This is a genomic window from Thalassobius sp. Cn5-15, from assembly GCF_022347685.1.
Classification (GTDB): Bacteria; Pseudomonadota; Alphaproteobacteria; order Rhodobacterales; family Rhodobacteraceae; genus Thalassobius.
The window spans coordinates 813,602-827,335 of sequence record NZ_JAKRGF010000001.1; the positions used below are offsets into that span (position 1 = coordinate 813,602).

The 13,734-nt window shown below is 58.5% G+C and carries 8 protein-coding genes; all 8 read right to left on the bottom strand.

The features are described from left to right. Positions 1 to 3: 3 nt before the first annotated feature. Positions 4 to 1,686 carry an NAD(P)H-dependent oxidoreductase subunit E gene (locus MHM86_RS03945; RefSeq protein ID WP_239196049.1) on the bottom strand — a complete coding sequence of 561 codons (1,683 nt, stop codon included), beginning with the start codon at positions 1,684 to 1,686 and terminating at the stop codon, positions 4 to 6. A 314-nt stretch (positions 1,687 to 2,000) separates the two neighbouring features. Further along, on the bottom strand, positions 2,001 to 2,855 hold the full coding sequence (gene speB, locus MHM86_RS03950; protein ID WP_239196051.1) for an agmatinase: 855 nt from the start codon (positions 2,853 to 2,855) through the stop codon (positions 2,001 to 2,003). 3 nt (positions 2,856 to 2,858) lie between these two features. Beyond that, positions 2,859 to 4,028 (bottom strand): carboxynorspermidine decarboxylase, encoded by a 1,170-nt coding sequence (nspC, locus tag MHM86_RS03955; protein WP_239196053.1) that lies wholly within the window; start codon positions 4,026 to 4,028, stop codon positions 2,859 to 2,861. A gap of 159 nt (positions 4,029 to 4,187) precedes the next feature. Continuing rightward, complete coding sequence (locus MHM86_RS03960; protein ID WP_239196055.1) at positions 4,188 to 5,399, bottom strand: saccharopine dehydrogenase family protein; 1,212 nt, start codon at positions 5,397 to 5,399, stop codon at positions 4,188 to 4,190. A gap of 34 nt (positions 5,400 to 5,433) precedes the next feature. Beyond that, a complete protein-coding gene (gene speA / locus MHM86_RS03965; protein ID WP_239196057.1) occupies positions 5,434 to 7,323 on the bottom strand; it encodes a biosynthetic arginine decarboxylase in 1,890 nt (629 codons plus the stop codon). Between the two features lie 317 nt (positions 7,324 to 7,640). Next, positions 7,641 to 10,430 (bottom strand): bifunctional aconitate hydratase 2/2-methylisocitrate dehydratase, encoded by a 2,790-nt coding sequence (locus MHM86_RS03970; RefSeq protein ID WP_239196059.1) that lies wholly within the window; start codon positions 10,428 to 10,430, stop codon positions 7,641 to 7,643. Between the two features lie 303 nt (positions 10,431 to 10,733). Then, positions 10,734 to 11,015: a helix-turn-helix transcriptional regulator gene (locus MHM86_RS03975; protein ID WP_239196061.1), complete on the bottom strand. Its 282-nt coding sequence runs from the start codon at positions 11,013 to 11,015 to the stop codon at positions 10,734 to 10,736. 447 nt (positions 11,016 to 11,462) lie between these two features. Further along, positions 11,463 to 13,679: an NADP-dependent isocitrate dehydrogenase gene (locus tag MHM86_RS03980; protein WP_239196063.1), complete on the bottom strand. Its 2,217-nt coding sequence runs from the start codon at positions 13,677 to 13,679 to the stop codon at positions 11,463 to 11,465. Positions 13,680 to 13,734 lie beyond the last annotated feature (55 nt).

Genomic DNA, 13,734 nt, shown 5'->3' on the forward strand with positions numbered 1-13,734 from the left:
CCCTCAGACCTCATCTGCAAAGTGTTTCATGGTCAAACGGATCGGGTTCGGCGCGGCCTGACCCAGACCACAGATCGACGCATCGCCCATGGTGGTGCACAGCTCTTCCAGCAGGGATTGATCCCAGCGGTCCGCCTGCATCAGCTTCACTGCTTTTTCGCAGCCCACGCGGCAGGGCGTGCACTGGCCACAGCTCTCATCCTCAAAGAAGCGCAGCATGTTCAGCGCGGCTTCACGGGCGCTGTCGGCCTCGGACAGGACAACAACAGCGGCGGACCCAATGAAGGTGCCGTGCGGTTGCAACGTGTCAAAGTCCAGCGGAATGTCGTTCATGCTGGCAGGCAGCAGACCGGAGGACGGGCCGCCCGGCTGGTAGGCCTTGAACACGTGACCATCTGCCATGCCACCGCAAGCCGCGATCACGTCGTCGATGGTGGACCCAGCAGGCAGCAAGTGCACACCGGGGTTCTTTACGCGGCCAGAGACGGAGTAGGAGCGCAGGCCTTTGCGACCGTTCTTCTCAACGCTGCTCATCACCTCTGCGCCTTCGCGACAGATCTTGGCCACCCAGTAGAGGGTTTCAACGTTGTGCACCAAGGTCGGCGCGCCGAAGATACCGACCTGCGCCACAAACGGCGGGCGGTGACGCGGGATGCCGCGCTTGCCTTCGATGCTTTCGATCATCGCGCTTTCTTCGCCGCAGATATAGGCCCCTGCCCCACGGCGCAGATCAATATACCCCGGTTCCACAATGCCAGCGGTTTCCAGTTCTGCAATCTCACGACGCAAGATTTCCAGCACGGCGGGATATTCGTCGCGCATGTAGATGAAGGCTTTTTCTGCCTCAACCGCCCATGCGGCGATCAGCATACCTTCAAGGAACAGGTGCGGCGTGCGCTCAAGATAGTAGCGGTCCTTGAAGGTGCCCGGTTCGCCCTCATCGCCGTTAACGGCCAGATAACGCGGACCTGCATTCGCGCGTACAAAGCCCCATTTGCGACCCGAGGGGAAGCCTGCGCCGCCCAGACCACGCAAACCAGAAGACAGCACAGTTTCCTGCACCTCTTCCCAGTTGCCGTTCTCGCGCAGTTGCTTCAGCTTGGCGTAGCCGCCATCCGCCTGATAGGCCGCCATGTCCTGATAATCAGGAATATCCGCATGCGTATGGTTTGCCGCAATCGCCGCTTGCACCTTTTCTGGGGTCGCGTGATCGATGTGGTGATGGCCCAATTCCAGAACCGGCGCGGTATCACAACGGCCCATGCACGGCGCGCGCAGAACACGGACTTCGGACGGATCCAGACCATCCTCAAGCGCCTGTTTCAACTGCTGGGCACCCGCCATTTCACACGACAGGCTGTCACAGACACGGATGGTCAGCGCGGGCGGCGGGGCCTCGTCTTCTTTGACCACATCGAAATGGGCATAGAAGGTTGCAACTTCATAAATCTCGGACATGGCGAGGCGCATTTCCTCTGCCAGTGCACGCATATGCGCCGCACTCAGATGCCCGTATTCGTCCTGGATGAGGTGCAGAAACTCGATCAGCAAATCGCGATTGCGGGGACGATCCCCCAAAAGGGCGAGAACCTCGCCATGGGCTTTATCATCCAACTGGCGGCCTTTGGTCGTGTGGCGACCTTTGCCTTTGCCGGATTTCCAGATGCCCGCGTCATCCAACGACATGTTGTGACCTCCCGTCCGCACTTGCGTGTGTGTTTTGCTGGTTGCAACGTAGATATTTGGATTAGCCTACCATATCCGACGTAGGGTCAGATTACGGTTTACGCCATTCTGCTGCCTAAATGCGCCACCCGGGACTGCGCCCACCGTTCAGTCACGACCAAGAGATGCCAAATTGCGGCGTGGCGTGATTTTCATGCCTCTGCTGCGGGGATTTATCCGACAAAAACAGAAGGTTATCAGATAGCTCACCCCAATATGCACAAACAAAAAGGCGACCCGCTGGGCCGCCTTTGACAGAAGTGATGTGATGTAACCTACGCCCCGCAGGCCGCCATCAAACGATAAGTAATCTGCGCAGCAGTGAAATCCCATGCTGCCTCCCCGTTCGGCGCCAGCTCGACCACGTCAAGACCCACGCAACGACGCCCTTTCAGTGCGTTTTCAACAAGATGAAGCGCCTGATAGAACTGCAATCCACCCGGCACAGGCGTGCCAGTTGCGGGCATCTGACTGGGGTCCAGACCATCCACATCAAAGCTTACATAGACCAGCTCAGGAAAATCCTCAGGCAGATCGACCGCGTGAATGTTGCCTGTGACCAGTTCTTCGGCATCCACATAGAAAACGTTGTTGCTGGTCCGGCTGTCTGCCTCTTGCGGGCACAGGGCACGAACGCCGAATTGCGCCAGACGCACACCTTGTTCCGCCAAGAGGTGCATAACAGAAGCATGCGAATGCTTTTCGCCCTGATAGGCAATCCGCAAATCGGCGTGAGCGTCGATTTGTACGATTCCAATCGGCTGGCCCAGCGCACGCGCCACTCCCATCACCGCGCCATAACTCAGCGAGTGTTCCCCCCCCAGCGTCACCGGCAGCTTGCCCGCCTTCACCACGCCTTCGGTGGTCGCCGCGATACGTTCCATCACCTCTGGCAGCGGGCCGTCGCAATCAACAGACGGCAGCGTATGGACGCCCTGGCCACAGGGCTCCCAGCCTGCACACAGGCGCTCCAGCTCGTCCGAGGCCTCAAGGATCGCGGCGGGACCGTCCACGGTGCCCGAACCATACGACACCGTACGTTCCAGCGGCACGGGGATCACATGGAACCGCGCATCCACACCGCGTTCATCTGCGGTCAGCTCACTGTCGAGGAAGATAGAGGTGCTCATCGCTTAGGACAGCCTTTCCTTGAAGTCATCATAGGTAAATTCACGGATCATCTGCAGATCGTCGGTCTTGCTGTTCCACAGCGCAATCGCGGGCAGCGGCACACCATTGAAGGTGTTGGTTTTCACCATCGAATAATGCGCCTGGTCAAGGAAGGCGAAACGATCGCCTACCGCAGGCGGCGTGGCCCAGACGTAATCGCCGATCACGTCACCAGCCAGACAGGATTGTCCACCGAACCGATAGCGCCCGCCCTCTGCAGCCTCATCCAGCATCGCCGGGCGATAAGGGGCCTCGATCACGTCGGGCATGTGGCAGGTGGCGGAAATATCGGTGATCGCAAGGTTCATGCTGTTGTGGTGCAGGTCCAGCACCTCCCCCACCAGAATGCCCGCATCCAGCGCCACCGCTTCGCCGGGTTCCAGATAGACCTCCACCCCGTAGGTGGCGCGGATGTCCTGAATGAAATGCACCAACCCGTCGCGGTCATAGTCAGCGCGGGTAATGTGGTGGCCACCGCCGAAATTGATCCATTTGATCTGCCCCAGATAGGGACGCAACTGATCCTCGACCGCAGACCATGTGCGCTCCAGCGGTTCAAAACCCTGCTCACACAGCGTGTGCATGTGCAGCCCCACAACCCCTTCCAGCGCTTCTGGCGTCAGCTGCGACACCGGCGTCCCCAGTCGCGATCCGGGTGCGCAGGGATCGTACTTGGCAATCTCGCCCTCAGAATGTTCGGGGTTGATCCGCAGACCGATCTGTACACCAGCGGCCTGAGCGTCTGCCAGAAAGCGATCCTTCTGCGCCGGTGTGTTGAAAATGACATGGTCCGACAGTGCAAGAATTTCTGCCATGTCCTGCACTTTGTAGGCGGCGCAATAACTGGTGACATCGCCGCTGAATTCTTCACGGCCCAGACGCGCCTCGTAAAGGCCACTGGCACAGGTGCCCGACAGATAGCGCGACACCAGAGGTGCCAGCGAAAACATCGAAAACGCCTTCAGCGCTAATAAGATACGTGCGCCGGAACGGGTCGACACATCCTGCAAGATGCGCAGATTGCGTTCAATCGCGGCTTCGTCAACGACGAAACAAGGGGTCGGAACACGCCCCAGATCAAAGTGTTGAAATGCGCCGGCATCGCCGGCTTGGGTGGTCATGACATCGGTCATTGTCGTCAATCCGAAATTGCGCCGACAGGGGCCAGCAAGTGAGTGTTGAGGGGCGACACGCCGACACCGCCAGAAGGCGGCGTTGGGGGGATGGCGGTCTGTCTCGCCCGATGTCATCGCGAAATCGGGCGAAACTGTCGCTAGTTGACGCTATCGCGATCAGAAGTCAACCGGTCCTTCCAGCTCATGCACCTGCCACGGCAGACCGTGTTCGTTGAGCATATCCATAAAGTTATCGGGATCGAGCTGTTCCATATTCCAGACGCCGGGCTTGACCCAATTGCCTTTCAGCACCTGCGCTGCACCGATCATCGCGGGCACGCCGGTGGTGTAGGATACAGCCTGCGAACCAACCTCGGCAAAACACTCTTCGTGATCGCAGATGTTGTAGATGTAATAGGTCTTCTCACCCGAACCATCTTTGGCCTGACCGGTGGCGATGTCGCCGATGCAGGCCTTGCCCTTGGTTTCCGCACCCAGATCGCCGGGATCGGGCAGCAGGGTTTTCAGAAACTGGATCGGAATGATTTCCTGACCGTCGTGCACCACCGGATCAATGCGGGTCATGCCAACGTTTTCCAGCACTTTGGCGTGCATGATATAGGCATCACCGAAGGTCATCCAGAAACGGGCGCGCTCAATCTCGGGGAAGTGGGTCGAAAGCGACTCCAGCTCCTCGTGATACATCAGGTACATATTCTTGTTGCCGATGGCGGGGAAATCGAACTCGACCTTGGTGGTCATCGCCGGGCTGGTTTTCCATTCACCGCCTTCCCAATGGCGCACCTCGGCCAGAACTTCGCGGAGGTTGATCTCCGGGTTGAAGTTCGTGGCAAATTCCTGATCATTCGAGCCACCGTTGGCATCCAGAATGTCGATCTGGCGAATGGTGTCCAGCTTGTGCTTTTTCAGCCAAGTTGCAAACACCGAGGTCACGCCCGGATCAAAGCCAGATCCCAGAATAGCGGTCAGGCCTGCCTCTTTGAATTTGTCCTGATAAGCCCACTGCCAATGGTATTCAAACTTCGCCACATCCTCGGGCTCATAGTTTGCGGTGTCGAGGTAATGGCACCCCGCTTCAAGGCAGGCATCCATCAGCACGAGGTCCTGATAGGGCAGCGCAAGGTTCACCAGAATTTCGGCGCCGGTTTCCTTGATCAGCGCTACGGTGTCGGCAACCTTATAGGCGTCCAGCGCGGCGGTCTTGATCTCTACGCCGGTGCGTTCTTTGACGCTGGCGGCGATGGCATCGCATTTGGATTTGGTGCGGCTGGCCAGCGTGATATCGCTAAAGATATCCGCATTCATTGCCATTTTGTGCACGGCTGCGTGGCTTACGCCGCCGGCCCCTACAACAAGTGTTTTGCCCATCAGTCTCTCCTCGAGCGTTTGCCCTAACAGGGGGTCATTCAAAATAGGTATAGCCATTCATCGAGTCGCGATAGGCCCCGATCAATGTCTTGCGGTCGCTGGCCTTCAGGCCACCGGCGGAAATGGCCTCATCCACCATCTTACGGAAGGCGGCGAGGCAATCGGCGGGATCGTATTCCACGTAGGAAAGAACCTCGGCGATGGTGTCGCCCTCTTGTTCGTGCAAGAGGTCAAAACCGCCATCGGGGCGCAGGTCGATCGTCACCACATTGGTGTCCCCAAAAAGGTTATGCAGATCCCCCAGCGTTTCCTGATAAGCACCAACAAAAAAGACGCCAAGGTAGTAGGGCCGATCTTCTGGCAGGGAATGCACCGGCAAGGATGGGGCAATTTCACCGTCCAGAATGAACTGATCCAGTTTGCCGTCACTGTCGCAGGTGATGTCAGACAGAACCGCGCGGCGGTCCGGTGCCTGATCCAGCATCTGCAACGGTACAATCGGGTGCAACTGATCAATCGCCCAGACATCCGGCAGCGACTGAAAGACGGAGAAGTTGCAGTGGTACACATCCGCGATCTTCTGCAGCTCTTTGTCCAACTCACTGTTTGCCTCAGCCGTGCGGGCAATATCCTTGATCCGCGCCATCAGGCTCAGGTAGATGCGTTCCGCCCGCGCCATCTGGCGCAGGTCCACATAGCCACGACGGAACAGGGCGCGCAGCTCATCGCGGTAAAACCGCGCGTCGTTCCAGCATTCCTGTACGCGGTCAGCAACCAAATAGCCCGACACCGCAGCCAGATCAGCCAGCAGGTGGTGATCATCAGGCTGCACCGCCGGCGCGTCCGGCGCATCATAAAGCGTGCTTTCAAGGACATCGAAAATCAGCATGGACGATGTGGCGGATACCGCGCGACCGCTTTCGGTGATCAGAACAGGGTGATCCACCGCTGCCTCATCCATCGCGTAGGCCACGGTTTCGACAACCGCGGTGGCATATTCGGCCATCGAATAGTTGATGGAGTTTTCACTGGCGCGTTTTTCGCCAGTGTAATCCACCCCCAGACCGCCGCCCAGATCCAGATGGGTCAGCGGCACGCCCTCACCCACGAGTTCGGTGAAGTACCGGCAGGCTTCGGTCGCGGCGCGGCGTACGTCGTTCACGTCCGGCACCTGCGATCCAAGGTGAGAGTGTTGCAGTTTCAGACAGTGCAGCAGGCCCTCGTGACGCAACCGATCTACCACGCGCATCAGTTGATCAGTGTTCATCCCAAAAGCCGAACGGTCGCCAGAGCTGCTCTCCCACTTGCCGCTGATCTGGTTGGTCAGCTTGACCCGCACACCCAACAGCGGATCCATGCCCAATTCGCGCGCGACCTCAATGACGATCTCGGCCTCTTTCGGGCTTTCCAGCACGATCACCGTGTTGAATCCCAGACGGCGCGACAGGATGGCCAGACGGACAAACTCCGCATCCTTGACCCCATTGCACACGATCAGCGCGTCGCGCGACAGCCGGTGGGCCAGCGCGATCACCAGTTCAGGCTTTGACCCTGCTTCCAGCCCGTAATCATACTGGCGGCCAAATTCGACAATGCGGTCTACCACCTGCGCCTGCTGGTTCACCTTGATCGGGAACACACCGCGATAGGGCGCGCGATAGCCCGTGCGCTGGATCGCCTCGGCAAAGCCTTCGTTGAGGGTGCGGATCTCCGCCTCAAGGAAGCTTTTGACGCGCAGGACCAGCGGGCTGGCGATGCCACGCTGCTGTAGATCCTGCATAATCTCAGGCAGGCTGATCGGCGGCGCGTCGGGATGCGCCGGATCACACAGGGCGACATCGCCGTTTGGCAACGCGGACAAGAGGCCTTTGCCCCAACGGTCAAGACCGTAAAGATTGGCGGAAAGGGGCTGTTCATGGGTCATGCGAACACACCTTTGCAATGTATAGGAAAGTCTAGGAGAGAGAACACACGGCAGTAAAGCCACGTCAGACTACGCGGGTTCAATCTGTCCGGCGTTGTGAAGATGAAGCCATTTCATCTGTCATAGTCTCCTGAAACGCTGTGGGGTTAATCAGCGTGATGCGGCGATAATTTCGCAACCCCCTTCTGTCAACAGAAAAAATACGGCAACAGGCCTGCCCTACCCTCTTTGCATTGCCATTGATGCCCACTGCAGCCGAGCATAAAAAAACCCTCCCCGAGGGGGGGAGGGTCTGATGTCTTACGCTATTTGACGCTTTAGAAGTGGGCCGACTTGGTGGTCGACGGCACCTGCAGCGGCGGCGCGAACTTGGTCAGGTCGATGCCTTCGACAGCGGCCTTATACTCTTCCAGCGTGGGCGTGCGGCCCAGGATCGCCGACAGAACAACCAGCGGGGTCGAAGCCAGCAGGCTCTCACCCTTCTTCTCGGGCAGGTCGCCTACAACGCGGCCTTGGAACAGGCGTGTCGAGGTGGCCAGAACAGTGTCACCCTTGGCGGCTTTTTCCTGGTTCCCCATGCAGAGGTTACAACCGGGGCGTTCGAGGTAGAGGATGTTCTCATACTCGGTCCGGGCCTGTGTCTTCGGGAACATGTCATCAAAGGTGAAGCCGGAGTAGCGCTCAAGGATTTCCCAATCGCCCTCTTCTTTCAGCTCATCAATGATGTTGTAGGTCGGCGCGGCCACAACCAGCGGCGCGTTGAATTCGACCTTGCCGTTCAGCTTCTCAAGGTTCTTGAGCATCTGCGCCACGATCTTCATGTCGCCCTTGTGCACCATGCACGAGCCGACGAAGCCCAGATCAACCTTCTTCTCGGCCTTGTAGTAGGACACGGGACGGATGGTGTCGTGGGTGTAACGCTTGGACACGTCGTCGTTGTTGACGTCCGGGTCTGCGATCATCGGTTCAACGATCTGGTCCAGATCCACCACAACTTCGGCAAAGTACTTGGCGTTATCATCCGGGGTCAGTGCAGGCTTTTCACCCGACTTGATTTCCGCGATACGCGCATCCGCTTTGTCGATCAGACCCTGCAGGGTGCCAACGGCGTTTTCCATACCCTTGTCGATCATCACCTGAATACGGCCTTTGGCCAGTTCCAGCGACCCGATCAGGGTGTCATCGTTGGAGATACAGACAGAAGCCTTCGCCTTCATCTCTGCGGTCCAGTCGGTGAAGGTGAACGCTTGGTCAGCCAGCAGGGTGCCAATGTGCACCTCGATGACGCGGCCCTGGAAGACGTTGTCGCCGTGCTGTTCCAGCATCTGCGCCTGCGTGGCGTGCACCACATCACGGAAATCCATGTGCTCTGCCATCTGGCCCTTGAAGGTCACCTTGACCGACTCAGGGATCGGCATCGCCGCTTCACCAGTGGCCAGCGCCAGCGCAACAGTGCCCGAGTCCGCACCAAAGGCGACGCCTTTGGACATACGGGTGTGGCTGTCGCCGCCAACGATGATGTCCCAGTCATCTACAGTGATGTCGTTCAGCACCTTGTGAATAACGTCAGTCATCGCGTGATACTGATCTTTCGGGTCACGCGCGGTGACCAGACCGAAATCGTTCATGAATTTCATCAGTTTGGGGATGTTGGCCTGTGCCTTCTTGTCCCAAACGGATGCGGTGTGACAACCCGACTGGTAGCCCACGTCGACGGAAGGCGAGATCACGGTGGCGGCCATCGCCTCCAGTTCCTGCGCGGTCATTGGGCCGGTGGTGTCCTGCGACCCCACAACGTTCACCTTCACACGCACGTCGGAACCGGCGTGCAGGGTGGCGCCGGGGGTTGCGCCCAGTGCGTTGCGGTTGAAGATCTTTTCAACCGCGGTCAGGCCTTGGCCCTCTACGGACACTTCTTTCGACGGTGCGTAGGCGGATTTCAGTTCTTGACCCAGTGCAGCCGCGGCGAATGTCTGCAGCTTCTTGCCGAAGACAACAGCGTAGGAGCCGCCTGCCTTCATGAACTCCATCTTTTGCGGGGTGAAGGCGGCAGCAACGCTTTTCAGCTCTTTACCGTCTGCATCATGCAGGGTTTTGGTCTTGGAGTTGATGGTCAGCACGGTGCCGGTGGCGACCGAGTATGCCTCTTCCAGAACCGCTTCGCCGTCTTCGTCCACAACAACGTTGCCGTCGGCGTCGACCTTCTTGACCCAGTTGTCCAGATCAATGCCGATACCGCCCGTCACACCAACGGTGGTCAGGAAGATCGGCGAAATGCCGTTGGTACCTGCCACAACGGGGGCGATGTTGATGAAGGGCACGTAGGGCGATGCCTTCTTGCCGGTCCACAGGGCCACGTTGTTCACACCCGACATGCGGGACGAGCCAACGCCCATAGTGCCTTTTTCAGCGATCAGCATCACACGGGCATCGGGGTGCTGTTTCTGAAGCGCCTGAATTTCGTCCTGCGCCTCAGGGGTGATCATGCACTTGCCGTGCAGTTCACGGTCCGCACGCGAGTGCGCCTCGGCACCCGGCGACAGCAGGTCCGTCGAAATATCACCGATACCGGCGATATAGGTGACAACCTTAATCTCTTCTTCAACTTCGGGCAGCTTGGTGAAAAATTCTGCCTTGGCGTAGCTTTCCAGCAGCTCTCTGGCGACGGCGTTGCCTGCTTTGAACGCTTCGTCCAGACGATCAGTGTCGGCCTCATAAAGGAACACTTGGGTCTTCAGAACTTCAGCCGCCTGTGCGGCGATGGCTGCGTCGTCACCCAGCGCCAGATCCAGAAGAACCGCAACAGACGGGCCACCTTTCATGTGCGAGAGCAATTCGAAAGCAAACTCGACCGAAATCTCTGCAACCTCGGCGGCACCCAGAATAATCTCTTTCAGGAACGCGGCCTTCACGGCTGCGGCGCTCGTAGTGCCGGGCAGTGTATTGTAGATAAAGAAGTTCAGCGAGTCTTCGCGGTGCGCGTTGCCCTGATCTTTGATCTGTTCGATCAGTTCTGCGACCAGATCCCCACCGTCGATGGGTTTCGGGTTCAGGCCTTCCTCTTTACGAGTGGCAATCTCAGTCAGGTAGTCGGTGTACAAGCTCATGACATTCCTAGCGATTTGGTGTTTCGAAAGCCCTATCCACATTCACAATGCGGGATGTGGCAAGCTGGGGGCAGGCTCATTTGTATGCGGTCGTATACCATTTCATGGTGAAGTGCAATCACTTCCCACCCTGATCCTGTAACCCAGATACGCGGCGTCAGCATTGAGAACAGGCCTGCGGTCGGTGGATCGGTGCGGGCAATGCGCAACCACTATGGTCGCGCTCTTAGCGCAAATTGGGGGGCGAGCCAAAGGAAAAACGTGTTGGCTAGACCTCTGTCCCATGCCCCTCATCCAAAAGGATTAACCGCAGCACCCACTGGTGCAACTGTTTTGCACTTGTTGCAGATCCTCATCAATCAGCGCCAGTTCGCCGGTCAGCACCAGCGTCGGAATATGCAGCGCGGCCGCGAGACGGTCTGCAGCGGGTTCCGCCATGGCGGTGGCAGGACCGGCCACTGCGGTTTCCAGTTTCGTGATTTGGCGTTCCGTCATACCGACCAGCTTGGCCAATTTCGGCCGCCCCAATTTGCGGGCCTTGCGCAGGGTTTTCAGACGCTGAGGATCAATGGTGAGGGTGGTCATATATTCGGGCCTTCGATCTGGAACGACAGTTTCCTGTCATAGAAAGCCCCATACGCTGTCTGTCAAGCACTCCGCTCAGACCACGGCGGCCAACTGCACTTTGCTGCTTTCAGACACCGGGCGACGATCCGTTTCTGCTAACGCGGTTCGGGAATAGGCAAGGTAAGGCGCAAGCTGCCGGCGATCATGCGCACATCGTGTAACATGCGTGGGTCTCCTCACCTATCGCGCCCATGCGGCGAAGCTGGCGCGCGCGGCAGTTAATACTTAGCAGACGCAGGCATAGGATTTACATCTTTGGGAGCGGCGCCGCACCGGTAGTGTACCGGGGATGCATCGGGGGTGTACTGACGTATTTTCCTCGCCAAATACCGAAAAGCCGCCCACACATGTGGACGGCTTTCCCAGATTTCAAATGATCCCGGATCACATCCGGGTCACATTCGATCAGTCGATGATCGCGTTCAGTGTGGCCGAGGGGCGCATCACTTTGGCTTTCAGCTCAACCGACGGGCGGAAGTAGCCGCCAATGTCCGCTGCCGGACCTTGGGCTGCCGCCAGTTCGGCCAGAATGGCCGCTTCGCCCTCTGCCAGCGCCTTGGCAACACCGGCAAACTCTGCCGCGAGATCCGCATCGTCGGACTGAGCGGCCAGTGCTTCGGCCCAGTAGCGGGCGAACCAGTAGTGGCTGTCACGGTTGTCCGGCTGACCTACCTTGCGCGAGGGCGAGCGGTTATCGTCCAGAATGCCTTGTGTCGCTGCCTCTGCCGCGACGCCCAGAACGCCTGCTTTGGCGTTGCCTTTGGCGTCGGCGAGGAAGTTCAGGCTTTCACCCAATGCGCAGAATTCGCCCATCGAGTCCCAGCGCAGGTGGTTTTCTTCGACCAGCTGCTGCACATGCTTTGGTGCCGAGCCGCCCGCGCCGGTTTCAAACAGACCGCCGCCCTGCATCAGCTTCACGATGGAGAGCATTTTAGCAGATGTGCCCAGCTCAAGGATCGGGAACAGATCGGTCAGGTAGTCACGCAGCACGTTGCCGGTGATGGCGATGCTGTCGTTGCCTGCGGTGATGGTTTTCAGCGACTGTGCAGTGGCTTCGCGCGGGGCCATGATCTGAAACAGGTCCGCCTTACCAGCTGCTTCCAGTGCGGGCTGGACGTATTTGATCAGCTCTGCGTCATGGGCACGGTTTGCGTCCAGCCAGAAGATCGCCTCGGATCCGGTCAGTCGCTGACGATCCAACGCCAGTTCAATCCAGTTCTCGATCGGGGCTTTCTTCACAGTGCAAGACCGCCAGATGTCGCCAGCCTCGACGTTGTGGCTGTGCAGGGTTTCGCCATTCGCCAGAACGATGCGGATGGTGCCTGCGGCAGGCGCTTCGAAGGTGGTGGGGTGCGAACCGTATTCTTCTGCCTTCTGGGCCATCAGACCAACGTTGGCCACAGAACCTGCAGTGGTCACGTCCAGCGCGCCGTTGGCTTTGAAGAAGTTGATGGTTTCGTCATAAACGGTGGCATAGCAGCGGTCAGGGATCACACAGTTGGTGTCACCTTTATTGCCAGCCTCATCCCAGCCTTTACCACCCGCGCGGATCACGGCGGGCATCGATGCGTCGATGATCACATCAGACGGCACGTGCAGATTGGTGATGCCTTTGTCGCTGTCGACCATATACATGGACGGACGGTCCAGCGCAGCAATCTCTGCCTTGATCTCATCGGCGTTGGCCAGCGTGTCGATGGCCGCCAGAACCGCGCCGAGGCCCGAGTTGGCAGCGCCACCAGCAGCGGCGATTGCGCCGCCGTGTTTGTCCCAAACAGGACCCAGCCATGCTTTCACCGCGTGACCAAAGATGATCGGATCAGAGACCTTCATCATCGTCGCTTTCATGTGCAGCGAGAACATGGTGCCGTCGGCTTTGGTGTCTTCAATCGCTTCGGCGAGGAAGGAACCCAATGCAGCAGCAGACATAAAGGTCGCATCCGCAACGGTACCTTCGGCCAGAGGATAGCTGTCCTTCAGAACGGTGACAGCACCGTCCGCAGCGACGAATTCGATCTTCGCATCACCGGCCTGAGCAGCAGAGATGGTCGCCGACACTTCGTTGGCATAGAAATCGCTGCCGGGCATCGAGGACACTTTGGTCTTGCTGTCCGAAGCCCAAGCCCCCATCGAATGCGGGTTGTTCTGAGCGTAGTTCTTTACCGCCTTCGCCGAACGACGGTCAGAGTTGCCTTCGCGCAGAACCGGGTTCACAGCGGAGCCTTTGATCGCGTCGTAACGGGCGCGGATCTCTTTTTCAGCGTCAGTTGCGGGCGCTTCGGGATAGGAAGGGATATTGTAGCCCTGCCCCTGCAGTTCCTCAATCGCGGCAACCAGCTGCGGCACAGAGGCCGAAATGTTGGGCAGCTTGATAACGTTGGCGTCAGGGGTCTTTACCAACTCACCCAGTGCGGCCAGATCATCAGACTGGCGCTGATCATCGGTCAGGTTTTCCGGGAAGGTCGCGATGATGCGGCCCGCTAGCGAAATGTCTGGGGTGCCCACGGTGATTCCGGCAGTCGAGACAAACTTGCGAATGATCGGCAAGAAGGAGGCGGAGGCCAGCTCGGGCGCTTCGTCTACAATTGTATACAAAATGTCGGGCGTCTTGTTTTCAGCCATGTTTCTACCTTTCGTTTTTTTACAGGGTAGCTGGTTGACGAACAGCAGCGGCGCT